The sequence below is a fragment of the Micromonospora sp. NPDC005299 genome (assembly GCF_042872345.1).
Classification (GTDB): Bacteria; Actinomycetota; Actinomycetes; order Mycobacteriales; family Micromonosporaceae; genus Micromonospora.
On record NZ_JBIAKG010000007.1, the window covers coordinates 24,601 to 48,515 of the forward strand.

Annotated in this window: 21 protein-coding genes; 8 read left to right on the top strand and 13 right to left on the bottom strand. The window is 74.3% G+C overall.

Going from position 1 to position 23,915, the window contains the following annotated elements:
* Positions 1-20: 20 nt before the first annotated feature.
* Together ACFYPD_RS20605 and ACFYPD_RS20610 are read right to left on the bottom strand one after the other, a co-directional pair.
* The gene (locus ACFYPD_RS20605) at positions 21-803 is read right to left on the bottom strand and encodes a glycosyltransferase (protein WP_387115714.1); all 783 of its coding nucleotides are present in this window, start codon (positions 801-803) and stop codon (positions 21-23) included.
* Between the two features lie 107 nt (positions 804-910).
* Positions 911-2,350, bottom strand: a complete 1,440-nt coding sequence (locus tag ACFYPD_RS20610; RefSeq protein ID WP_387115717.1) for an O-antigen ligase family protein — start codon at positions 2,348-2,350, stop codon at positions 911-913.
* 386 nt (positions 2,351-2,736) lie between these two features.
* Here ACFYPD_RS20610 and ACFYPD_RS20615 point away from each other — a divergent pair, with 386 nt between their 5' ends.
* On the top strand, positions 2,737-3,582 hold the full coding sequence (locus ACFYPD_RS20615) for a glycosyltransferase (protein ID WP_387115720.1): 846 nt from the start codon (positions 2,737-2,739) through the stop codon (positions 3,580-3,582).
* 6 nt (positions 3,583-3,588) lie between these two features.
* Here the strand turns inward: ACFYPD_RS20615 and ACFYPD_RS20620 are convergent, their stop codons facing one another.
* Positions 3,589-5,457, bottom strand: a complete 1,869-nt coding sequence (locus tag ACFYPD_RS20620) for a trypsin-like peptidase domain-containing protein (RefSeq protein WP_387115723.1) — start codon at positions 5,455-5,457, stop codon at positions 3,589-3,591.
* Between the two features lie 129 nt (positions 5,458-5,586).
* On the opposite strand from ACFYPD_RS20620, the gene ACFYPD_RS20625 reads away from it, so the two are divergent.
* The 6 genes from ACFYPD_RS20625 to hutH are packed head-to-tail and all read left to right on the top strand — an operon-like array spanning position 5,587 to position 13,405.
* A complete protein-coding gene (locus ACFYPD_RS20625; RefSeq protein ID WP_387115726.1) occupies positions 5,587-6,435 on the top strand; it encodes a MurR/RpiR family transcriptional regulator in 849 nt (282 codons plus the stop codon).
* Between the two features lie 12 nt (positions 6,436-6,447).
* Entirely contained in the window at positions 6,448-8,103 is a 1,656-nt protein-coding gene (hutU, locus tag ACFYPD_RS20630) for a urocanate hydratase (protein ID WP_387115729.1), read from the top strand.
* A 55-nt stretch (positions 8,104-8,158) separates the two neighbouring features.
* A complete protein-coding gene (locus tag ACFYPD_RS20635) occupies positions 8,159-9,358 on the top strand; it encodes an allantoate amidohydrolase (protein ID WP_387115732.1) in 1,200 nt (399 codons plus the stop codon).
* Positions 9,355-10,707, top strand: a complete 1,353-nt coding sequence (locus ACFYPD_RS20640) for a formimidoylglutamate deiminase (protein WP_387116488.1) — start codon at positions 9,355-9,357, stop codon at positions 10,705-10,707. Before ACFYPD_RS20635 ends, ACFYPD_RS20640 begins: the two co-directional genes overlap by 4 nt.
* Positions 10,704-11,879, top strand: a complete 1,176-nt coding sequence (gene hutI / locus ACFYPD_RS20645) for an imidazolonepropionase (RefSeq protein WP_387115734.1) — start codon at positions 10,704-10,706, stop codon at positions 11,877-11,879. The genes ACFYPD_RS20640 and hutI overlap by 4 nt, the downstream gene beginning before the upstream one ends.
* Positions 11,867-13,405, top strand: a complete 1,539-nt coding sequence (hutH, locus tag ACFYPD_RS20650) for a histidine ammonia-lyase (RefSeq protein WP_387115737.1) — start codon at positions 11,867-11,869, stop codon at positions 13,403-13,405. The genes hutI and hutH overlap by 13 nt, the downstream gene beginning before the upstream one ends.
* Before the next feature lie 49 nt (positions 13,406-13,454).
* Here hutH and rdgB read toward each other — a convergent pair whose 3' ends face one another.
* The 10 genes from rdgB to ACFYPD_RS20700 all read right to left on the bottom strand — a co-directional run bounded on the left by rdgB (position 13,455) and on the right by ACFYPD_RS20700 (position 20,996).
* On the bottom strand, positions 13,455-14,072 hold the full coding sequence (gene rdgB / locus ACFYPD_RS20655; RefSeq protein WP_387115740.1) for an RdgB/HAM1 family non-canonical purine NTP pyrophosphatase: 618 nt from the start codon (positions 14,070-14,072) through the stop codon (positions 13,455-13,457).
* Positions 14,073-14,106: 34 nt separating this feature from the next.
* Positions 14,107-14,832 carry a ribonuclease PH gene (gene rph, locus ACFYPD_RS20660; protein ID WP_387115743.1) on the bottom strand — a complete coding sequence of 242 codons (726 nt, stop codon included), beginning with the start codon at positions 14,830-14,832 and terminating at the stop codon, positions 14,107-14,109.
* A gap of 51 nt (positions 14,833-14,883) precedes the next feature.
* Positions 14,884-15,561: a hypothetical protein gene (locus ACFYPD_RS20665; protein ID WP_387115746.1), complete on the bottom strand. Its 678-nt coding sequence runs from the start codon at positions 15,559-15,561 to the stop codon at positions 14,884-14,886.
* 87 nt (positions 15,562-15,648) lie between these two features.
* Entirely contained in the window at positions 15,649-16,395 is a 747-nt protein-coding gene (locus ACFYPD_RS20670) for an MBL fold metallo-hydrolase (protein ID WP_387115747.1), read from the bottom strand.
* Between the two features lie 225 nt (positions 16,396-16,620).
* A complete protein-coding gene (locus ACFYPD_RS20675; RefSeq protein ID WP_387115749.1) occupies positions 16,621-17,586 on the bottom strand; it encodes a PLP-dependent cysteine synthase family protein in 966 nt (321 codons plus the stop codon).
* Positions 17,587-17,597: 11 nt separating this feature from the next.
* The gene (locus ACFYPD_RS20680) at positions 17,598-17,942 is read right to left on the bottom strand and encodes a MoaD/ThiS family protein (RefSeq protein ID WP_387115752.1); all 345 of its coding nucleotides are present in this window, start codon (positions 17,940-17,942) and stop codon (positions 17,598-17,600) included.
* 71 nt (positions 17,943-18,013) lie between these two features.
* A complete protein-coding gene (locus ACFYPD_RS20685) occupies positions 18,014-18,499 on the bottom strand; it encodes a Mov34/MPN/PAD-1 family protein (RefSeq protein ID WP_151463080.1) in 486 nt (161 codons plus the stop codon).
* 55 nt (positions 18,500-18,554) lie between these two features.
* Positions 18,555-19,058 carry a DUF2017 domain-containing protein gene (locus tag ACFYPD_RS20690; RefSeq protein ID WP_357078644.1) on the bottom strand — a complete coding sequence of 168 codons (504 nt, stop codon included), beginning with the start codon at positions 19,056-19,058 and terminating at the stop codon, positions 18,555-18,557.
* Positions 19,055-19,345, bottom strand: coding sequence for an ATP-dependent Clp protease adapter ClpS (clpS, locus tag ACFYPD_RS20695; protein ID WP_091269570.1), 291 nt, complete (start codon positions 19,343-19,345; stop codon positions 19,055-19,057). The genes ACFYPD_RS20690 and clpS overlap by 4 nt, the downstream gene beginning before the upstream one ends.
* Positions 19,346-19,460: 115 nt before the next feature.
* Complete coding sequence (locus ACFYPD_RS20700) at positions 19,461-20,996, bottom strand: hypothetical protein (protein WP_387115755.1); 1,536 nt, start codon at positions 20,994-20,996, stop codon at positions 19,461-19,463.
* Between the two features lie 227 nt (positions 20,997-21,223).
* Here ACFYPD_RS20700 and ACFYPD_RS20705 point away from each other — a divergent pair, with 227 nt between their 5' ends.
* Entirely contained in the window at positions 21,224-23,902 is a 2,679-nt protein-coding gene (locus ACFYPD_RS20705; protein WP_387115758.1) for a LuxR C-terminal-related transcriptional regulator, read from the top strand.
* The last annotated feature ends 13 nt before the right edge of the window (positions 23,903-23,915 follow it).

The following is a 23,915-nucleotide window of genomic DNA, read 5'->3' on the forward strand; positions in this document are numbered from 1 at the left end:
CGGGAGGGCTGGCTGGCAGCTCAACGGCCGAGGGTGACAAGCCACTTCCCCGCTTCGCTCAGGGCACGCAGGGCCTTGATGCCCAGTCCGGCCCCCGGCACCCGGCAGGGCCGGTACATGTCCACCAGTCGGAACCAGAACACCAGGCCGCCCATCCGGCCTCGCGTCACGTTGCCGTCGTGCCGCCGGAACAGTACGACGGGGTGGGCCAACCGGCGCGGGTGAACGCCGGACCGCAGCGCGCGCAGCACCAACTCGATGTCCTCGAAGAGCCGGAAGCTCTCGTCGTAGCCGCCGATGCGGTCGAGCACGCGGCGGTCGATGGTGGTGCCGGAGTGCTTGAACGGCAGCCGGGGCCGGGTCAGCACGCCGAGCAGCATCCGGCCGGGGCTCCGGTAGTCGGGCAGCTTAATGGTCCGCGCCCGTTCCCCGCTCACCTCGCGGTAGTCGGTGTAGATCCAGTGCGCCCCGGTGGTGCTCAGCAGGTGGTGCAGCCGGGCGAGCGCGTCCGCGGAGAGTTCGTCGTCGGAGTCGAGCACGGTGACGTAGCGGCCGGTCGACATCCGCAGCGCCACGTTGCGCGCCTGCGCGATGCCGTTGGCCGGCTGGGCGAACACCCGGACCCGACCGTCCGCGGAGAGCATCGCCTCGTCCAGCACCCGGGTGACCGGCACCTGCGAGCCATCGTCGACGACGACCACCTCGAAGTCGGGGAAGTCGTTCGCGAGCACGCTGCGTACGGCGTTGACGAGCAGCACGGCCCGGTCCCGTACGACGATGCAGACCGAGAAGGTGGGCACCACCCGCGGTTTCTCGGCCGGCTGGGGTAGGTGAGCGGGGCGGGGGACGCCCCGGGTCCCGGCGGTTGGTTGCGCATTGGGGTCCCGCAGGGGCGCCGGGGACCAGGAGCTCATGGCGTGTCCCCGCCTTCCTCCGCCGCCGTTGTCTCCGCCGCCGGGCCGCGCTCCTCCTCCGGCGCCGAGGCCGTCTCCCGGTCGATGCTGAGCAGCAGCACCAGGCCGACGACGAAGAGCCACAGGAAGTACGGGTAGGCCAGCGGCTTCTGGGTCAGTCCGAAGAGGACGAGCGTAGCGAAGAGCACGGCCAGCGGCAGACGCCCGGCCGGGCTTAGCCGGGCCCGGACCAGGCGGTAGAGCCCCACCAGGACGGCGAGGGTCAGCCCCACCCCGATCACGCCCCAGATGACCAGCACCCGCAGCCAGTCGTTGTGCATGTCCCACGGCTCGTAGCCGAAACCGAACAGCCACACGTCCAGCGGGGACCGTTGCAGGATCTCCGCCACGTCGTTCCAGATCGCGCCCCGGCCGTGCATGAACGTGTCGGAGCGGACGTCGAGCGACCCGACCTCGGTGAGGGTGACGTGAGCCTTGTTGCGGACCGTGGCGCTGGACAGTGCGCCGGTCACCGCGGCGACCACGACCACCGCCGCGGCGACGGCCAGCGGGAGCCTCCGGCGCGTCACGCCGGTCCGCCAGCCGCGCAGCCGCCGCGCCTCGAACGCGGCGACGATGACGGCCAGGCAGACGATGGTGAAGCGATGCAGGGAGACGACTCCGGTGGCGACGAACAGCGCGATCAGGGCGTACCGCACGGCCGCGCGGAGTCGGAGGCGGTCGCCGAGCACGTAGATCAGGAACACCGCGAACATGAGCAGCCGGCCGAGCGACATTGGGTGGTAGTAGCCGCCGGAGGCCCGGCCGATCTTCTGCCCGGGCAGCTCGAAGTAGAACGAGTACGGAAGCACCCCGGCCACCTGGAGCCAGGCCAGTACGCAGTGCACGACCGCCCCGGCCACCACGATCCCGCCGACCAGCGCGAGCCGTCGCGAGGAGAGCCAGCCCGGCCGCAGCAGCGCGAGGCCCAGCAGGGCCAGCGGGGCGAAGCCGACGACCAGCCGGAGCGCCTCGGCGGGGATGGCCGAGGTCGGCTCCAGATGCGGGCCGTAGATCGAGTAGCGGCGAATGTCGAAGAGGTCCAGGAGATCCGCACGGGCCGGCACGGCCAGGTAGTCGATGCCGGACATGACGAGCATCGCGACGAGCGCCACCAGCATGAACAGCAGGGTGCGGGCGGGCAGCCGCCGCCCGGTGTACACCACCGCGGCGAGCGCGCCCAGCATCAGCAGCGCGCCCAGCACCGTGACGATGACGCCGACGTCGACCCTGTCGCCCGCCTGCGACTCACCGACGTCGAGCAGCGGCTTGACCGCGACCAGCGCCAGCGCCCCGGTGACCGCGTGGCGGGCGAGGCGCTCGATCCGGGTCGCCGGGGTGTCCGACGACGCGGCGCCCGGTGCGGGATCCCGGGCCGGGTGGGTCAGGGTCTGCATCAGGGCGTGCGTCTCCCAAGGTCTGTCGCCGCCACAACGACCGCCGGTGCGGTCGGTCCCGATTCGCGGCGGCAATGGACACCTGACCACCGTCCTATGGGGCCGGTCGGAATCAGGCTCGAAACAGGAGGACGATATCAGCGGGGCGGGAGCCCGCGGTGTCCCGAACGACGTGGTCCACACCGCATCTGCGCCCTCCGCGTTGGCTCCTGAGCAGCACTTCGGACCGGCCCGGTTCATCGGACACATCCCCTTGACGGTGCCGCTGCCCGTTACGCGACCCGCCTTGCGGCCGACGTCACCGGTCCGGCAAGCTGGCAGCCGATCACGGCCGGCCCGCGCGTCGCACGAGCCCGGCCACCGCCCCCTCGCGGAAGTGTGGACAGGTGCCCGAAGCGGCCGAGCCGAGAACGATCAGCGTGGTCATCGCCGCGCACAACGAGGCGACGGTGCTCGGTGGTTGCCTGGACGCGCTGCTCTCCGACGCCGAGCCGGGCGAGTTGGACGTCGTCGTGGTCGCCAACGGGTGCACCGACGCCACCGCCGAGGTGGCCGCCGCGCGTCCCGGCGTACGCGTCGTGGAGCTGGCGGAGGCCGGGAAGGCCCGGGCATTGAACGCGGGCGACGCGGTGGCGCGCGCCTTTCCCCGCTTCTACCTGGACGCGGACGTGGTGCTCAGTCCCGGGGCGCTGCGGCGGATGGCCGACGCGCTGACCGCCGACGGGGCATCGCCGCTCGCGGTGACCCCGCGGCGGGCCATGGTGACCGACGGCCGGTCCCTGCCGGTCCGCGCCTACTACGCCGTCAACACCCGGCTGCCCATCTTCGGCGACGCGCTCTTCGGCCGCGGCACGGTGGGGCTTTCCGCGGCCGGCCGGGCCCGGTTCGACAATTTCCCCGGTGAGATCGCCGACGATCTTTTCCTCGACTCGCTCTTCTCCTCCGCGGAGAAGAGCGAGGTGGCCGGCGCGACGTCCTACGTCCAGGCGCCGCGCCGGACGTCCGACCTGGTCCGCACCCTGGCGCGGGTGCGGGCCGGCAACACCATGCTGCGCGCCACCCACGACGGGGTGCGGTCCTCCGTGCGCTCGTCCTGGCTCCGCGACGTGGTCCTGCCCCGACCGTGGCTGGTCCCGGCCGCCGCGATCTACGTCACGCTGACCCTGGTCGCGGCGTCCCGGGCCCGTCGCCACCCGCGGGACGGCTGGGGCCGGGACAACTCGACCCGCTGAGCGGCGTCAGCGCTGACGCCGGCGCATCAACAGGGCGAGCAGCCCGACCACCAGCGCGCCGCCGAGCGCGGCGAAGATGACCGCCGGCAGCGCGGACGGGTTCGGCTCGTCGGCCGCCAGCTTCGCCCGGTCGGCGGCGCTCTGCCGATACGCCTGCGCGAGCAGGTTCGTCGGCGCGGCCTCCGCCACCGCGTCGAGGTGGGACTCCGCGGTGCCGCTCCGCCCGGTGAACCAGGCGTCGAGCCCGGAGCGGTAGAGCTTGTCGGTCTCGGCGAGGGTGTTGCTCACGCCCGCCTCGCCAAGCAGGGTCGTGGCGGCGGAAACCGGCAGCAGGGCACGGTTCGCCCCGCCGTCGGCCGCCCGGTCGCTGTCCACCACGCCGACGACACGGCCGGCGGTGTCCACCGCGACGCCGCCGTGGGAGTAGATCCCGATGTCGTCGTTGACCCGCTGGACGGCGACACTGCCCTGGTCGCCGGTCCCCGTGACCTGCACCACTTTGGACTCGACCGTGAAGCGGGCGCCCCGGAAGGAGCTGTCGGTGGTCCCGTAGCCCAGCAGGAGCAGCACGCTGCCCGGGCCGGGGGCGTCCGCTGACGCCAACTCGACGGCGGGCAGCTTGGCCTGGGACAGCTTGACGACCGCGAGGTTGCCGGCGTCCGGTTCGAGCACCCGGACCACCTCGCCCGGGATCGCCGGGCTGGTCGCCAGGTCGCCCCGCGCCACGTTCAACTGCCCGGACACCTGGCTGGTGAACGGCGAGGCCGGGTCGGTGCCGGTGAACCGCGTGGTCGTCAGCTTCGACCGGACGTACCCCTCGAGGCCGGCGGCGGTGAGCCGCTTCTGGTCGACGAGGATGCGCCCCAGAGTGTTGAGGGCGCGCTCGCGCGCGGCCTCGTCGGTCGGCCGCACGCACTGGCCGTTGGTGAGCACGACGCCGTCGGAGTTCACCACGAAGCCGGAGCAGCGCCGCTTGAAGGTGACCGGGGTGGGGCTGATCGGGACGTTGGTCTTCGCGTCCCGCAGCATTCCGGTGAAGCTGGCCTCGACGAAGACCAGCGACGGCGCGGCGATCGCCAGGGCACGCTCCTCGGCGCTGTACGGCGCGGCCTGCGTCCAGGGCCTGAGCCCCGGAGCGGCGGCCGACGACGCCGGCGCCGCGGTGGCGAAACTGGTCGCTCCACCGGGCACGGTCGAGGGCTCCTCGTCACCCGAGTTGGCCCAGAGCAGCGCGCCGGTGCCGACGGCGGCGACCAGGACCACCAGCCCGGCGACGACGGCGGCGGGCAGTCCGCGACGGCGCGGGGCCGGCGGCGAGGGCTGGATGCGGCGGACCGGGTTGGCGAAGGCGTCGGCCGGGGGCGCGTCGGCGGGCGACACCGGCTGGGCCGGGGAGACCGGGACGGCCTCCACCGGCGCCTGCTGATGCGGGGTCACGGCGGCGTGCATGGCCCACGGCAGCGGGGCGCCGGAGGTCGGGGTGGGCGTGCCGGAAACGGGCGCCCCGGAGACCGGCTGCGGCGGGTTGGTGACCGTGCCGGTGGCGGGAATGAGCACCTCCGCCTCCGCCTCGGCCGGGTGCAGCTCCATGCCGAGGCTCTGGAACAGACGCTGGGCGCCGACGCCCTCCTCCGACGGGTACGCGACCCAGGGCTTGGCGGCGGCGAAGTCGGCGTTGACGTAGCGCTGCCCGCCGAGGGCCATCGCGTTCGCGGCGTTCGAGAACGCCTCCCGCCATGGCTGGTCCGTCGCCGCCGCGCCGTCGAGGAGGGCCACGGTCACCAGCCGGTCCTGCCCGTCGATGGCCCACCACGCCGTGCCGACCTGGCAGACGCCGAGCGCCTCGGTGAACCTGTACGGGCCGACCGGCTGCATGTGATAACTCCTCTGCTTATCTGCCGTGCGGATAGTACAGAGCGAGCGCCTCCTTCCTCGTCCTCCGGTCGCCGGACCGCCACCGGTCGAAGGTTGCGCTCTGAAAGTTTTCATGCATAGAGTCAGCCCGTGAATGAAAGCGGTGCGGCACCCACCGACCGCCTGCTCGACCTCTTCCACGGCGTGCGGCTCACCCCGACCCAGCGCCGCATCGCGCACTGCCTGGTCCAGCAGGCGGGCGCGGCGGCGTACCTGTCCGCGGCGGAGGTGGCCGAGCTGGCCGGGGTCAGCCAGCCGTCGGTGACCCGGTTCGCCATGGCGCTCGGGCACGACGGCTACCCCGCGCTGCGCCGCCGGCTGCGCGAGCTGACCGCCACCGGCGCCGCCGACCCGGCCGAGGCGGGTAACGCCCTCCAGCGGGCGGTCCACGCCGAGATGGGCAACCTCGACCGGCTCGCCGGGCAGCTCGCCGACGCGCAGCGCATCGCCGAGGTCGGCCGGCTGCTCGCGGCCAGCCGCCCGCTGCCGGTGCTCGGCCTGCGCGCCGCCGCACCGCTCGCGGCGTACTTCGCGTACTTCGCCGCGAAGGTGCACCCGGATGTGCGGGTCGTCGACGACGGGGGCAGCCTCCTGGCCGACCGGCTCGAACAGGCCGCCGCTGCCGGGGCGCGCGCGCTGCTCGCCTTCGTGCTGCCCCGCTACCCCCGGGAGACCCTGGACGCGCTGCGCGAGGCCCGGGACGCCGGGCTGACCGTCGTGGCCATCACCGACTCCCCGGTGAGCCCGGCCACCGACCACGCCGACGTGGTGCTCCCCGCCGCCGTCGGCACCGACCTGGTCTTCGACCTGCACACCGCCCCGATGACCCTGGCCATGGTGGTGCTCCAGGCGATCTGCGACGCCACCCCCGCCGAAACCCAGGCCCGGCTCGAGGCGTTCGAGTCGTCCGCCACCCGTCGTCAGTTGTTCCTCGGCTGAGAGGAGAACGAGATGCACCAGCCCGTCCGCGCCGCCCGCGGCACCGCACGCACCGCGAAGGGGTGGCCGCAGGAGGCCGCGCTGCGGATGCTGATGAACAACCTCGACCCGGAGGTGGCCGAGCGCCCCGAGGACCTGGTGGTCTACGGCGGCACCGGCAAGGCGGCCCGGGACTGGCCGTCGTACCACGCGCTGGTCCGGACGCTGACCGACCTGCGTGACGACGAGACCATGCTGGTGCAGTCGGGCCGCCCGGTCGGCGTGATGCGCACCCACGAGTGGGCGCCTCGGGTGCTGCTGGCCAATTCCAACCTGGTCGGCGACTGGGCCACCTGGCCGGAGTTCCGCCGGCTCGAAGCGCTCGGCCTGACCATGTACGGGCAGATGACCGCCGGCTCGTGGATCTACATCGGCACCCAGGGCATCCTCCAGGGCACCTACGAGACGTTCGCGGCGGTGGCCGAGAAGCGGTTCGGGGGCACCCTGGTCGGGACGCTGACGCTGACCGCCGGCTGCGGCGGGATGGGCGGGGCGCAGCCCCTGGCGGTCACCATGAACGGCGGCGCCTGCCTGATCGTCGATGTGGACCGCAGCCGGCTGGAGCGCCGGGCGCGCGACCGCTACCTGGACGAGATCGCCGACAACCTGGACGACGCCGTCGAGCGGGTGCTCGCCGCGAAGCGCGAGCGCCGGGCGCTGAGCGTCGGCGTGGTCGGCAACGCCGCGGTCGTCTTCCCCGAGCTGCTGGTCCGGGGCGTCGAGATCGACGTGGTGACCGATCAGACCAGCGCGCACGACCCGCTGTCGTACCTGCCGGTGGGGGTGGAGCTGGCCGACGCCCGGGACTTCGCGGCGACGAAGCCGGCGGAGTTCACCGACCGGGCCCGGGCGTCGATGGCCCGGCATGTGGCGGCGATGGTCGGCTTCCTGGACGCCGGCGCCGAGGTCTTCGACTACGGCAACTCCATCCGCGGCGAGGCGAAGCTCGCCGGCTACGAGCGGGCCTTCGACTTCCCCGGCTTCGTGCCGGCCTACATCCGGCCGCTGTTCTGTGAGGGCAAGGGCCCGTTCCGCTGGGCCGCGCTCTCCGGTGACCCGAAGGACATCGCGGCCACCGACCGGGCCATCCTCGACCTGTTCCCCGAGAACGAGTCTCTGGCCCGGTGGATCCGGATGGCCGGCGAGCGGGTCGCCTTCCAGGGCCTGCCGGCCCGGATCTGCTGGCTCGGCTACGGCGAGCGGGACAAGGCCGGGGTGCGGTTCAACGAGATGGTCGCGTCCGGCGAGCTGAGCGCGCCCGTGGTGATTGGCCGGGACCACCTGGACTGCGGCAGCGTGGCCAGCCCCTACCGGGAGACCGAGGCGATGGCCGACGGCTCCGACGCGATCGCCGACTGGCCGCTGCTCAACGCGCTGGTCAACACCGCCAGCGGGGCGTCCTGGGTGTCGATCCACCACGGCGGCGGCGTGGGCATCGGTCGGTCCATCCACGCCGGGCAGGTCTGCGTGGCCGACGGCACCGCCCTGGCCGGGCAGAAGATCGAGCGGGTGCTCACCAACGACCCGGCCATGGGCGTCATCCGGCACGTCGACGCCGGCTACGACGACGCCCGCGAGGTCGCGGCGCGCACGGGCGTCCGGGTGCCCATGGCGGAGGGCACGGCGTGAGCGCAAGGAGTGCAGCGCAGCGGAGCCCCGCAGCCGCGAACAACCGAGGTGCCGCGTGAGCGATCTCGCCGTCCGGTTCCGCAAGCTCTGGGACGAGATCGCGCCCGTCGGGCGGGACGCGGGCAGCGGCGGCTACCTGCGCTACGCGCTCACCGAGCCGGAGCGCACGCTGCGCGCGTGGTTCCGGGAGCAGGCCGGGCAGCGGGGCATGCCGGTCACCGAGGACGGCAACGGCAACCTCTTCGCCTGGTGGGGTGACCCGGCGGCCGGGGACGCGGTGCTCACCGGCAGCCACTTCGACTCGGTGCCGCACGGCGGGGCCTACGACGGGCCGCTCGGCATCGTGAGCGCGTTCCTGGCCGTGGACGAGCTGCGGGCCGCCGGGGTCGCCCCGGTCCGGCCGGTGGCGGTGGCCGCGTTCGTGGAGGAGGAGGGCGGCCGGTTCGGCGTACCCTGCCTGGGGTCGCGGCTGCTCACCGGCGAGATCTCGGTGGAGCGCGCGGCCGGGCTGCGCGACGCGGCGGGGGTGAGCTTCGCCGAGGCGCTGGGCGACCGGCCGGCGGGTGCCGACCCCGGCCTGCTCGGCCGCTTCGCGGCCTTCGTGGAGCTGCACGTCGAGCAGGGCCGCGCGCTGGTCGACCTCGGCGCGCCGGTCGCGGTGGCCAGCGCCATCTGGCCGCACGGCCGCTGGCGCTTCGACTTCGCCGGCGAGGGCAACCACGCGGGTACGACCCGGATGGCCGACCGCCGCGACCCGATGCTCACCTACGCGTTCACGGTGTTGGCGGCGAACAAGGAGGCCCGGCTGCGCGACGCGCACGCCACGGTGGGCCGGGTGGCCGTCGAGCCGAACGCCACCAACGCCATCCCGTCGAAGGTGACCGGCTGGCTGGACGCCCGGGCGGCCGAGCCGGAGACGCTGCACGGCCTGGTCGAGGCGGTCCGGGCCAAGGCCGCCGAGCGGGCGCGGCGGGACGGCACGGAGCTGACCTGCACCGAGGAGTCGGCCACCCCGCTGGTGGCCTTCGACGACGGGCTGGCCGGCCGGCTGGCCGCGCTGCTCGACGCGCCGGTGCTGCCCACCGGGGCCGGGCACGACGCCGGGGTGCTGGCCGCGCACCTGCCGACCGCGATGCTCTTCGTGCGCAACCCGACCGGGGTGTCGCACTCCCCCGCCGAGTCCGCCACCGACGCCGACTGCGCGGCCGGGGTGACGGCCCTGGCCCGGGTGCTGGAGGAGCTGGCATGCCGCTGACCCGCTGGCTGGCCGAGTACGCCTGGCTGCCCGAGCACGCCGAGCCCACCCCCGACGTGCTGATCGAGGCCGAGGCCGGGCGGATCACCGCGGTCACCCCGCTGGTCGGCGGCGGCGCGGCCCCCGCCGGGGTCGAGGTGCTCGGCGACGCGGTACGCCTGCCCGGGCTCACCCTGCCCGGCCTGGCCAACGCCCACTCGCACGCCTTCCACCGGGCGCTGCGCGGGCGCACCCACGGCGGGCGCGGCGACTTCTGGAGCTGGCGGGACGTCATGTACGACGTGGCGGCCCGGCTCAACCCTGACTCCTACCTGGCCCTGGCCCGGGCCGCGTACGCGGAGATGGCCCTCGCGGGGATCACCTGCGTGGGCGAGTTCCACTACCTGCACCACGGCCCGGAGGGCACGCCGTACGCCGACCCGAACGCCATGTCGGCCGCGCTGGTCGAGGCGGCCGCGCACGCCGGGATCCGGATCACCCTGCTGGACACCGCGTACCTGACCGCGAGCGTGGACGGCGCGCCCCTGGTCGGTACGCAGCGCCGGTTCGGCGACGGCGACGCGCTGCGCTGGGCGGAGCGGGTCGACGCGTTCCGCCCCGAGAACGACCACGCCCGGCGGGGCGCGGCCATCCACTCGGTTCGCGCGGTGCCCGCCGAGCAGCTCGCCACCGTGGCCGGCTGGGCCGACCGCAACGGCGTGCCGCTGCACGTGCACCTGTCCGAGCAGCCGGCCGAGAACGACGCCTGCCGGGCCGTGCACGGCTGCACCCCGACCCGGCTGCTGGCCGACCACGGGGTGCTCGGCCCGCACACCACGGCGGTGCACGCCACCCACCCGACGAGCGCCGACGTCGCGTTGCTCGGGGACAGCCGGACCGCCGTGTGCCTCTGCCCCACCACCGAGCGGGACCTGGCCGACGGGATCGGGCCGGCCCGGCGGATGGCCGACACGGGCAGCCCGCTCAGCCTGGGCAGCGACAGCCACGCCGTGGTGGACCTCTTCGAGGAGGCTCGCGCCGTGGAGCTGGACGAGCGCCTGCGCACGCGCAAACGGGGGCACTTCAGCGCCGCCGAGCTGGTTACCGCGGCCACCGCCGCCGGGCACGCCGCGCTGGGCTGGGGCGACGCGGGTCGGCTGTCGGTCGGCGACCGGGCCGACCTCGTGACGGTGCGGCTGGACAGTGCCCGGACGGCCGGGGTGCCGCCGGTCGGCGCGTTCTTCGCGGCCACCGCGGCCGACGTGTCGCACGTGGTGGTCAACGGCCGGACGGTCGTGGCGGACGGCCGGCACCAGAGCGTGGACGTCCCGACCGAGCTGCGGCACGCCATCCAGGAGGTGACCTCGTGAGGGGCAGCCTGCTGGTGGACAACATCGGGGAGCTGGTCACCAACTCCCCGGGCGGCGACGGGCCGCTCGGCATCCGCCGCGACGCCGCCCTGCTGATCGAGGACGGGCAGGTGGCCTGGATCGGCCCGGCCCGGTACGCGCCGGCCGCCGACCGGCGGATCGACGCCGAGGGGTCGGCCGTGCTGCCCGGCTTCGTGGACAGCCACGCCCACCTGGTCTTCGCGGGCGACCGAGCCGCCGAGTTCGCCGCCCGGATGTCCGGCGAGCCCTACACCGGCGGCGGCATCCGGACCACCGTCGGCGCCACCCGGGCCGCCTCCGACGACCAACTGCGGGACACCGTCCGGCGGCTGCGCGACGAGGCGATGCGGCAGGGCACCACCACCGTCGAGATCAAGAGCGGGTACGGGCTCACCGTCGCCGACGAGGCCCGCTCGCTGCGGATCGCCGCCGAGTTCACCGAGGACACCACGTTCCTCGGCGCGCACGTGGTCCCCGCCGAGTACGCCGACCGCCCCGACGACTACGTGGGCATGGTGTGCGGGCCGATGCTGGCCGCCGCCGCCCCGCACGCCCGGTGGATCGACGTGTTCTGCGAGCGGGGCGCCTTCGACGTGGACCACGCCCGGGCGATCCTCGCCTGCGGGCAGGCCGTCGGGCTCGGCGTGCGGGTGCACGCCAACCAGCTCGGCCCCGGGCCGGGCGTGCAGCTCGGCGTGGAGCTGGGCGCGGCCAGCGTGGACCACTGCACCCACCTGTCCGACGCCGACATCGACGCGCTCGCCGCCTCGGAGACGGTCGCCACGCTGCTGCCCGGGGCGGAGTTCTCCACCCGGTCGCCGTACCCGGACGCGCGCCGGCTGCTCGACGCCGGGGTGACCGTGGCCCTCGCGACCGACTGCAACCCCGGGTCGTCGTACACGTCGTCGATGCCGTTCTGCATCGCGCTCGCCGTACGCGAGATGCGGATGACCCCGGCGGAGGCGGTGTGGGCCGCGACGGCCGGCGGGGCGGCGGCGCTGCGCCGCGACGACGTGGGGCGGCTCGCGCGGGGCGCGCGGGCCGACCTGATGATCCTCGACGCCCCGTCCCACCTGCACCTGGCCTACCGGCCGGGGGTTCCCTTGATCCGCCAGGTTCTGCGCAACGGAGTGCCGCAATGTCGACCGTAGTCATCCAGCCCACCGGGATCTCCCCCGCCGACGTGCTCGCCGTGGCCCGCGGCACCGCCAAGGTCGTCCTCGACCCCGCCACGGTGGAGGCGATGGCGACCAGCCGGTCCATCGTGGACGGCATCGAGGCCGCCGGCCGGCCCGTGTACGGCGTCTCCACCGGGTTCGGGGCGCTCGCCAACACCTTCGTCGCGCCCGAACGGCGGGCCGAGCTCCAGCACGCGCTGATCCGCTCGCACGCCGCCGGCATCGGCGCGCCGATGCCCCGCGAGGTGGTGCGGGCCATGATGCTGCTGCGGGTGCGCTCGCTCGCCCTCGGCCGCTCCGGGGTCCGCCCGCTGGTCGCCGAGGGCCTGGTGGACCTACTCAACCACGAGGTGACCCCGTGGGTGCCGGAGCACGGCTCGCTCGGCGCCTCCGGCGACCTGGCTCCCCTCGCCCACTGCGCGCTGGTGCTGCTCGGTGAGGGCTGGGTGCTCGGCCCGGCCGGCGACCGGATCCCGGCCGGCGACGCGCTGCGCCGGGTCGGGCTGGAGCCGGTGGAGCTGGCCGCCAAGGAGGGGCTGGCACTCATCAACGGCACCGACGGCATGCTCGGCATGCTGCTGCTGGCCGTCCACGACGCCCGGCACCTGTTCGCCATGGCCGACGTGACCGCCGCGCTGGCCATCGAGGCGATGCTCGGCTCGGAGCGGCCGTTCCTGCCGGAGCTGCACGCCATCCGGCCGCACCCGGGCCAGGCCGCCTCGGCCGCGAACATCCACAAGCTGCTGCAGAACTCGGCGGTGATGGACTCCCACCGCGACGACCTGGCGCACGCCGTGCAGGACGCCTACTCGATGCGCTGCGCCCCGCAGGTGGCCGGGGCGGCCCGGGACACCCTCGACTTCGTCGAGGTGGTGGCCGGGCGGGAACTGCTGTCGGTGGTGGACAACCCGGTGGTGCTGCCGGACGGGCGGGTCGAGTCGACCGGCAACTTCCACGGCGCGCCGCTCGGCTTCGCCGCCGACTACCTGGCCATCGCCGCGTCCGAGGTGGGCGCGATCGCCGAGCGCCGGGTGGACCGGCTGCTCGACGTCACCCGCTCCCGGGAGCTGCCGGCGTTCCTCTCCCCCGACGCCGGGGTCAACTCCGGCCTGATGATCGCCCAGTACACGGCGGCCGGGATCGTCGCGGAGAACCGCCGGCTCGCCGCCCCCGCCTCGGTCGACTCGCTGCCCACCAGCGGCATGCAGGAGGACCACGTCTCGATGGGCTGGGCGGCGACCAAGAAGCTGCGCACCGTGCTGGACAACCTGACCAGCCTGCTCGCGGTGGAGCTGCTGGCCGCCGTGCGCGGGCTCCAGCTCCGCGCCCCGCTGACCCCGTCGCCGGCCGGCCGGGCAGCGCTGGCCGCGCTCGGCGAGGCGGTCGGCGAGCCGGGACCGGACGTGTTCCTCGCCCCGCTCATGGAGGCGGCGCGGGAGGTGGTGGGCGGCCCCGGGCTGCGCGCCGCGATCGAGCGCGAGGTCGGCCCGCTGGGCTGACCCGGATGTGGCGGTGTCCGGCCGGACCGGGCACCGCCACGACGTGCCGTCAGGCGGCCGGCGGGAGCACCTTGGCGACCAGCTTGGCCAGCTCGCGCAGCGCCTTGCCCCGGTGGCTGACCGCGTCCTTCTCCTCCGGGGTCAGCTCCGCGTTGGTCCGCTTCTGCCCGTCACCCAGGAAGATCGGGTCGTAGCCGAAGCCGCCGTCACCGCGCGGGGCGCGCAGCAGGCGGCCCGGCTGCCGGCCGTCGACCAGGTGCTCCTTGCCGCTGGGCAGCACCAGCGCCACCGTGCAGACGAAGGCGGCGCCCCGGTGCTCGTCCGGCAGGTCGGCGATCTGGTCCAGCACGAGCTGGAAGTTGGCCTGGTCGTCGCCGTGCCGGCCGGCCCAGCGGGCGCTGAACACGCCCGGCATGCCGTTGAGCGCGTCCACCGCCAGCCCGGAGTCGTCGGCGATGGTCGGCAGCCCGGTCCGCCGACAGCCCTCCCGGGCCTTGATGAGCGCGTTCTCGCCGAAGGTCAGGCCCGACTCGGGCAGCTCCGGGTATTCCTCGACGTCGTCCAGGCCGAGCAGGGCGATCCGGTGGGCGCCGAGCGCGCCGTCGAGGATCCGCTGGAGCTCGACGAGCTTCTTCCGGTTGCGGGTGGCCAGGAGCACGGTGTTCATGTTCAACGCCTTCCGGTGCGCGTCAGCCAGGTCATCAGTTCAGCGCCTTCCGCTGCGCGTCGGCCAGTTCCAGGCAGCCCGCCACGCCCAGGTCGAGCAGGGCGTCCAGCTGCTCCCGGGCGAAGATGCCGGCCTCGCCGGTCCCCTGCACCTCGACGAAGTCACCCGTCCCGGTGCAGACCACGTTCATGTCGACCTCGGCCGCCACGTCCTCCTCGTAGCAGAGGTCGAGTCGCGGCTCGCCGGCGATGATGCCGACGCTGACCGCCGCCACCGACCGGTGCATCACCTTGTCCACCTTGCCCGCCAGGGCCTTGCGCTCGGCGAGCCAGGTCACCGCGTCGTGCAGCGCCACGTACGCGCCCGTGATGGCCGCCGTCCGGGTGCCGCCGTCGGCCTGGAGCACGTCGCAGTCGAGCACCACCGAGTTCTCGCCGAGCGCCTTGAGGTCGACGCAGGCCCGCAGGCTGCGGCCGATGAGCCGGGAGATCTCATGGGTCCGGCCGCCGACCCTGCCCTTGACGCTCTCCCGGTCCGAGCGGGTGTTGGTGGCCCGGGGCAGCATCGCGTACTCGGCGGTCACCCAGCCGAGCCCGGAGCCCTTGCGCCAGCGGGGCACGCCCTCGGTCACGCTGGCCGTGCAGAGCACCCGGGTCGCGCCGAACTCGACGAGCACCGAGCCCTCCGGGTTGGTGCTCCAGCCCCGGGTCAGGGTCACCGGTCGGAGTTGGTCGGGCCGCCGCCCGTCAGGTCGCGCCATGCCTGCACCCTATGCGGTCCCGTGATCGAACCGCCCCCGGGTGCCCACCGTTCAGTCGTGCCAGCCGACGCTCAGCGTCACGGTGACGGAACCGTCGACGGTGCTCCTGCCGCTGCGGGGCAGGACGCTGACCACGCCGGCGGTCATCGAGAAGCCGTCGCGCTTCCAGGTGAAGACGCCGCAGGTCGGGATGCCGGGATCGGCCAGGCAGGTCCGTATCCGGTCCACGGTGATGGGCAGGCCGGCGTTGACCAGCCACGCCTGGAGGCTCTGTGCCACGTCGACCGGGCAGGCGCCCCGCTGGCAGGTGAGCTTGTAGGTGGCGCCGGCCGAGTTCTCGTCCGCCTCGACCCCGGAGCTGGTGAAGCCGGCGGGCACGCCGGCGTCGGCGATCATCTCCTTGCGCTGTTCCTGCAGCTGGCGGGGCTGGTACCAGCCGTTGTAGGTGAACGCGCCGCAGCAGCAGAGCCCGAGCAGCAGTGCGCCGACGGCGAGCAGGACCGCCACCACCCGGCCGGCGCCGGACCGCCTGCGCGGCACCGGGTGCGGGCCGGGCGGAACGGGCGCGGCGTACGGCGGGTGCGGCGGATAACCGCCGAAGGGCCCCGGGTACGGGACGCCGGGCGGCTGCGGCCCGGGCGGCGGCGACCAGCCCGGCGCGGGCGGCGGGGCGGGCGGCCAGCCGGACGGCTGGTGCGGGCCGGGTGCGCCGGAGGAGGGGTCGGTCACCCGCGTGATCTTAAAGCGCGCTCACCTTCCGCGGCTGCCCCGTCGATCGTCGCGCGCAGCACGCGGTACGCACGCCCACCGGCGCGGTCAGACCTCGTAGGAGGCGCCGGCGCGGACCACCTCGAGCGGTCCGGTGTACGCCCCGGCCGCCGACTCCACGGTGTGCGACTCGCTGCCCCAGGCGGGGACGAGGTGGGTGAGCAGCAGCCGGCCCACGCCCGCCTTGGTGGCCGCCTCGCCGGCCTCCCGGCCGGTCAGGTGCAGGTCCGGTGGGTTGTCCACCCCGTCCATGTAGCTGGCCTCGCAGAGGAACACGTCGGCGCCCTGGGCGAGGCGCAGCAGCGCGTCGCAGGGCGCGGTGTCCGCCGAGTAGCAGAACACCCGGCCGCCGTGCTCCAGCCGCACCCCGTACGTCTCGACCGGGTGGTTCATCCGGTCGACCGTGACGGTGAACGGACCGATCGGGAACGTGCCCGGCTGGAGGCCGTAGAACTGGTAGACGTCCTCCACCGTGCCTTCCTCCTGCCCGTACGCGCTGGCCAGCCGGTCCGGCGCGCCGGAGGGGGCGTACATCGGCAGGGGCGGGTACGGGCCGTCCGGGGCGTACCGGCGCACCACCACGTAGGACACCGCGTCGAACATGTGGTCGCAGTGCAGGTGGGTGAGGAGGATGGCGTTGGGGGCGTGCAGCCCGACGTAGCGCTGGAGCGTGGAGAGCGAACCCACCCCGAAGTCGATCAGAAGCCGGAACCCGTCGGCCTCCATCAGGTAGGCGGAGCAGGGAGACTCGGGTCCGGGAAAGCTGCCCGCGCACCCGAGGACAGTCAGTCGCATCCGGTCGCCTCGATCTCACGCACGGTAGTCGACCCGCCGGCGGTCGCCCCGCCGATGATCTCTACCGACGCGTTCGCCACGCTGCGCAGCCTACGCGTCGGCCCGGTCGGGCAAGAATCATCTGCCGGAAGTTGTCATCAACGTGACACCCGCACACGTCCGGTCCTGGGAGGTGACGGTCGGTTCGGTCGGCGGCGTGCGCGGACCGAACCGACCGTCGAGCCGTCAGGCCCAGAGCTGCCCCTCCAGGGCGTCCTCGGCGTCCGCGAGGGTGCCCCCGTACGCCCCGGTCGACAGGTACTTCCAGCCGCCGTCACAGACCACGAAGGCCACGTCGGCGCGGCGGCCGTCGCGGACCGCCTCGTGCGCCACCGCGAGGGCGGCGTGCAGGATCGCCCCGGTGGAGAAGCCCGCGAAGATCCCCTCCACCTCGACGAGCTGCCGGGTCCGCAGCACCGCGTCGCGGGTGCCCACCGAAAAGCGCCGGGAGAGCACCGTGGCGTCGTACAGCTCGGGCACGTAGCCCTCGTCGATGTTGCGCAGCCCGTAGACCAGCTCGCCGTAACGGGGCTCGGCGGCGACGACCTGGATGCCGTCGACCTTCTCCCGCAGGTAGCGCCCGGTGCCCATCAGGGTGCCGGTGGTGCCCAGGCCGGCCACGAAGTGGGTGATGGTCGGCAGGTCGTGCAGCAGCTCCGGCCCGGTCGTCTCGTAGTGCGCCCGGGCGTTCGCCTCGTTGCCGTACTGAAAGAGCATCACCCAGTCCGGGTGCTCGGCGGCGATCTGCTTGGCGGTGGCGACGGCCTGGTTCGAGCCGCCCGCCGCCGGCGAGAAGATGATCTCCGCGCCGTACATCCGGAGCAGCTGCACCCGCTCGGTGGAGACGTTCTCCGGCATCACGCAGACCAGCCGGTAGCCGCGCAGCTTGGCCACCATGGCCAGCGAGATGCCGGTGTTGCCGCTGGTCGGCTCCAGGATCGTGTCACCGGGGCGGAGCCGGCCGGCCTCCTCGGCCGCGCGGACCATGAACAGGGCCGCCCGGTCCTTGATGCTGCCGGTCGGGTTCCGGTCCTCCAGCTTCGCCCACAGCCGCACCGGCGGCGCCCCGTCGGAGACCGTCGGCGAGAGCCGCGGAAGCCCCACCAGGGGCGTGCCGCCGCTGGCGTCCAGCAGGCTGTCGTACCGTGCCATGCCGTCCGCCCTCAGCGACGCGCGGCGCGCGCCACGGCGGCGCCGTGCTGCGCGATCGCGGCTGCCGCCGCGAAGCCGAACGCGCCACCGGCCACGGCCGGCAGGATGGTGACGCTGTCGCCGTCGTTGAGCTTGGCGTCGAGCGCGCCGAGGAAGCGGACGTCCTCGTCGTTGACGTAGACGTTGACGAACCGGTGCAGCGCGCCGGCGTCGGTGACCAGCCGGGCCCGCAGGCCGGCGTGCCGGGAGTCCAGGTCGGCGAGCAGGTCGCCCAGGGTGTCAGCGCTGCCCTCGACGACCTTCGCGCCGCCGGTGTAGCTGCGCAGGATGGTGGGGATGCGAACCTCGATGGCCATGGTGTCTCGTGCTCCTTGTTCGGGTCGTGCCAGGTGACGGGAAGAAGAAAGGGTGTGCCGGCGCTGGAAGTTCAGCGGTCGGAACACTCGTAGTCGACCGTCGCCGGGCTCTGCCCGAACATGTAGGACTGGACGGCGTGCGGGTCCACGGCAGCCACGATCTCGACCGGCTCCTCGGTGACCACGCCGTCGACGATCCGGAAGGAGCGGATCTCCTCGGTGTCGGGCTCGCGGGTCGAGACGAGCAGGTAGTGCGCACCCGGCTCCCCGGCGAAGGAGACGTCCGTGCGGGACGGGTAGGCCTCCGTCGCGGTGTGCGAGTGGTAGATGACGACCGGCTCCTCGTCGCGGTCGTCCATCTCCCGCCACACCCGCAACTGCTCCATCGAGTCGAACTCGTAGAAGGTCATGGAGCGGGCGGCGTTGTCCATGGGGATGTGCCGGGTCGGGGTGTCGCTGCCGGCGGGACCGGCGACCACGCCGCACGCCTCGTCCGGGTGGTCCCGGCGCGCGTGGGCCACGATCGCGTCGATGATCGACCGGTCGATGCTCAGCACGACGCCCAGCCTAGCCCCTGGCCGTCTCGGGCCGCGAGGTGGCGACCGTCACCACTCAGTCGATCAGGGCGTTGAGCAGGGATTCCTGGAGATAGCCCAGGTACGCGTAGACCGACAGTTGGAACACCCGGGAGGAGGTGGGGTCCTCGGCGACCGCGTCGTCCAGCTCCTCGCCCAGGTCGGTGCCGTCCTTGATCTCCAGCCGGACGCCCATGGCGAGCCGGGCGTCGTTGAGCGCGCGCAGCCAGGCCTCGGCCGCCTCCGCGTCGAGCCGCACCTCGCCGCCGGCCTCGCCGTCGGGCAGCGCGGCCAGGATCGCCCCGGCCTGGTCGATCTTGGCGGTCTTCAGGTCGCCCTCGGTGTAGCGGCGGAACTCCGCGCTGCCCGCCACGTCGTCCGGGTAGACCTCGGGGAAGAGCCGGCCGACCACCGGGTCGCCGTGGTCGAAGCCGTCGGTGAGCAGGCCGACCACCTCGGAGGCGACCTTGCGCAGCACCCGCACCTCATCCACCGCGAACGTGGCCACGTAGCGGTCGCCCTGCCGACGAAACATGCTCATGACCGGTCCACCGTCGCCCAGAGGCCGTACGCGTGCAGTTGCGACGCGTCGTGCTCCATCCGCTCGCGGGCGCCGCTGGAGACGACCGCCTTGCCCTTGTGGTGCACGTCCAGCATGAGCTGCTCGGCCTTCTCCCGGCTGTATCCGAAGAGCTTCTGGAACACCCAGGTCACGTACGTCATGAGGTTGACCGGATCGTCCCAGACGATGGTCACCCATGGCCGGTCGGAGACCGGCACCTCTTCGGTGTCCGGCGTCTCGACCGGCGCAACCTGTGGAGCCGCCATGCCCCCCATCGTGCCACCGGATCCGGGGAACCGATGAACCGGAACGGCGCGGCGGTCGGGATCACCCGCCCGGGCCGCGTACGCCGACCGCGGCGACCGTGCGGCGACCCCGACCTCAGGCGAGCAGGATGCCGTGGTCGACAGCATCGGTGAGGACCGCGCCGAGCGAGAGGCGGATCACCTCGAAGCGACGGGACACCTGGCGGGCCAGCTCCAGCTCGACCTCGCGCAGCGCCCGCTGCGCCCAGGAGCGGGCGGCGTTCGGGTCGGCGTTGCCGGGCACCCGCCAGTGCTGCCAGCACCCGCCGTTGAGGGCCACCCCGACGGGCGGGAGCGCCTCGTCGCGCTCGGCGCCCGGATAGCCGGCCAGCGCGTCGAGCGCGCCGGCGCCGGCCAGCCCGGCCACCCCGGCGGTGCTGGTGACGAGGAGCACGCGATCCAGCTCACGGCCATCCGAATGATCGGCCAGGCCCCAGCGGACGGCGTGCACGATCCGCCGGCGCACCCCCTCGGCGAGCGGCGCGCCGAAGACCCGGGCGGCCGCGTCGTCGACGATGCCGCGGACCGCCTCGTCGCACTGCGCCGTGGCGAGCAGGGACAGCGCCTCCATCTCACGGTCGAGCACCTGCGGCAGGCCGGCACAGCCGACCCCGAAGACGATCTCCTGCACCACTCGGAGGTGGATGTTGGCCAGCTCCAGGGCGAGGTGCTGGCGGATCCGCTGGGCGCAGGAGCGGGCCTGGCGGTCGATCCGCTCGGTGAGGTCGGCCGGCTCGGACCCGGCCACCACGGGCACCCGGCCGTGCGCGCCGGGCGGCTCCGGCGGGCGGGAACTTGCCCGACGCAGTCCCTCGTCGGCGGCCCAGCCGACCAACGCGCGGCGCAGCACCGAGTGCTCGCCCTGGCGGACCGGGAACCAGCGGGCCGGGGCGAGCGCGGGCACCGCGGCCAGCAGCGCGGCCCGGTGCGCGGCGACGGAGACGTCCACCGGGTCGTACCGGCGGGCGGCGGGGCCGGGCGGGCCGGACCGGCCGGCCGACGACCCGGACGCCCCCGTGTCCTCCGTCGTCGTGCCGTCCGCCGGCGCCGCCCAGCCGGCCACGCCGGGGGTGACGGCGAAGAGCACCTCGACCCGGGTGCGCGCCACCTCGGCCAGCAGGTGCAGCTCGGCCGCGCTGAACGCCTGGTCGGCGGAGATCACGAAGAGCAGGGCGCCGGCCCGGCCCGCCGCGTTGAGCAGCACCCGGCCGCCGGCCACCCCGAGGGCGCCGGTGTCCGGCGTGTCGAGCACGGCGAAGTGGCGCAGCAGCGGGTCCGGCAGGCTCAGCTCCACCCGGCGCGGCGGGCGAGCGAGGGCCGGGCCGGCGGCGAGCGGGTCGGCGCGGTAGGAGTGCGGCTGGCGGTAACCCGGCACGTAGGCGGCCCGGGTGGGCACCTTGGCGTGGTGGACGAGGAGATGGCTGCCGGCGGGCACGGTGAGCATCCCGGGGTCGAGCCCGAGCAGGCCGGCGAGCAGCTCGCGACGGCCGGCGCCGGCCGGGCCGGTGACGACGACGCCCAGCGGCTCGTCCGGCCCCGGCTCGGTCACGCCGAGCCGGGTGGGCAGCGGGGCGCAGCGGGGTGTCTCGGCCAGCCCGCCCGGTTCGGGCACGTCGACCGATGGGAGTGGACCTGGGTTCAACAGGCGGCCTCCGGTGAGGCGACCGGGTTGCGGTCCGGTCGCGTGGAAATCCCTGGTCGCAGGGGGATGTCGGAAGAGTACGGCTGTCACGGATCCGACACCGAACACATCCGATACTCACGAGTAATCAACAGATTACTCAACTTCGCTGCGTGACGGTGTACACGCGGACGGAACACCATCGATATGCTGCACCGATGAGTCGGTGGGACTTCGTCGGCCGAACGGATGAGCTCAACCGTCTGTTGTCGGCGGTCGGCGGTCCGGAGGGACGCGGGCTGCTCTTCAGCGGCAACGCCGGGGTGGGCAAGAGCCGGCTGCTGCGGGAGGGGGTGGCCGCGCTCTCACCCGACCGCTACGCGATCTGGTCCGTCGCGGCCAGCGCCACGACCGCCGCGCTGCCGTTCGGCGGGCTGGTCCAGGTGCTGCCGGCCGCGCAGCCGCAGGGCCTCTCCCCCGCCGGCATCCTGCGCTGGGCGGTCGACGTGCTGCAGGAGCAGGCCGCCGGCCGGCCGATCGTGCTGGCGATCGACGACGCGCACCTGCTCGACCCGCCGTCGGCGGCGCTGGTGCACCTCATCGCCCGCTCCGAGAACGCCACGGTGCTCGGCACGCTGCGCAACGGCGAGCAGATCCCGCTGCCGATCCGCGCCCTGTGGACCGACGACCTGGTTGACCTGGTCGAGCTGGGGCCGCTCGGCCCGAGCGAGACCACCGGGCTGCTCGCCGCGATCCTCGGCGGGCCGGTCGACGCGGGTTCCTCCGAGCGGCTGCACCGGCTCTCCGCCGGCAACCCGCTGCTGCTGCGCGAACTGGTGCTGGCCGCCTCCGGCGGCGACGAGCTGAGCAAGACGTACGGGATCTGGAAGTGGACCGGCCGGCTGGAGCTGGCGCCCAGCCTCACCGACCTGATCGACACCCGGATCGGCCAGCTCACGCCCGGCGTGCGGGCGGTGGTCGAGCTGGTCGCGTTCGGCGAGCCGCTCGGCCTGCAACTGCTGGATCAGGCGGTCGAGCCCGCCGACGTGGAGATCGCCGAGGAGCGCGGCCTGATCTCCATGGTGCGCGACGACCGGCGGCTGAACGTGCGCCTCGCCCACCCGCTCTACGGCGAGGTGATGCGCCGGCGCTGCCCGGTCAGCCGCACCCGCCGGCTCCAGGCCACCCTGGCCGGGCTGCTCGAACGGGTCGGCAAGCGGCGCCGCGACGACCTGTTGCGGGTCGCCGTGTGGCGACTCGACTCGGGTACGGCGCAGGACCCCGCCCTGCTGCTCGACGCGGCCGCCCAGGCCTTCGGCCGGTACGACGTGCCGCTGGCCACCCGGCTGGCCCGGGCGGCGCTCGACGGCGAGGGCGGCTCGGACGCGGCGGAACTGCTCGCCACGATCCTCATGTTCGCCGACCGGCCGGACGAGGCGATCGCGGTGCTCGACCAGGTGGCCGGGGCGATCCAGGACGACCGGCGGCGCGGCCGCTGGCTGACCGCCCGGGGCATGGTCAGCTACTGGGGGCTGAGCCGGGAATCCACCGTGGAGGAGATCGCCGCGCGCGGCGCCGAGCTGACCGATCCCGCCGACCAGGCCCGCGTCCGCGCCTTCGAGGCGATCATGCGGCTGCACCGGCTGGACACCGACACCGCGGTCCGGCTGGCCCAGACGGTGCTGGACCGGCCGGCGGCCCCGATGGCCGCGCGCGAACTGGCCCGGTGCACCCTCGCGCACCTCCAGGCCGCGCAGGGGCAGTACCGGCGCAGCGCCACCGCGATCGCCCGGGTGCAGGCCGAGGCGGCGTGCTGGCGGGGCGACATGCCCTACCTCCAACTCGCCATGGAGCTGGCCCGGGGCACCCGGCTCGCGCTCTCCGGCGACCTGGCCGGCATCGACGCGATCGTCGCCGACGAGTTCGCCGACCTGGCCGGCGCCGGGGACTTCCGGCTCGGCACCGGCTACCTGGCGATCCTCCAGGCGTACGCGGCGCGGCTGCGCGGGCGCGGCGACGAGGCGCTGAAGACCAGCCTCGGCGCCTGCGCCGTGCTCGCCACCAGCCGGGTCTACGCCGGACTGGCGCACGCCGAGCGCGCCCAGTCGGCGGCGCTGCGCGGCGACGCCACGCACGCGGCGGAGGCGATGGCCGAGGCGGACCGGACCCACGCGCCCGGAATGGCGGTGCTCTACCCCTGGCTGGAGCAGGCCCGGGGCGCGGTGCACGCGGCGGTCGGCGACCTGCCGGCGGCCACCAAGCACCTCACCGCGCTCGCCGATCGGCTGCGCGAGGACGGCCTGGCCGGCCACGAGCTGCTGGTCCTGCTCGACCTGGTCCGGTTCGACCAGGCCACCGCGTCGATCGGGCCGACCTGCACCGACGGCGGCCGGCGGACCGTGGCGCAGCGCCTGACCGAGCTCTCCGAGCAGGTCGACGGGGTGCTGCCGCCGCTCGTCGCCCGGTACGCCCGCGCCGCCGTCGACGGCTGTCCCGACGACCTGCTCGCTGTGGCCGACGGCTTCGCCGCCCGGGAGCTGACCGTCTACGCCGCCGAGGCGACCGCCATGGCGCTGCACCGGATGCGCGGCGGCCGGCCCGGGGCGACCGGCCCGGCCCGCGAGCGCCTCGCCGAGCTGCTCCGCCGCTGCGACGAGGTGTCCACACCGGCGCTGCGGCTGCTCCGCCCGACGCTGAGCGAGCGGGAGTGGGAGATCGCCCGGCTCGCCGCCGACGGCGTGACCAGCCGCACCATCGCCGAGCGGCTCTTCCTCTCCACCCGCACCGTGGAGAACCACCTCCAGCGGGTCTACAGCAAGCTCGGGGTGGCCGGCCGGACGGAGCTGCGGGCCGCGTTGCGGTCGATGCCGGGCCACGACGGCACGGATCCGGCCTGAACTCTAGGCTGAG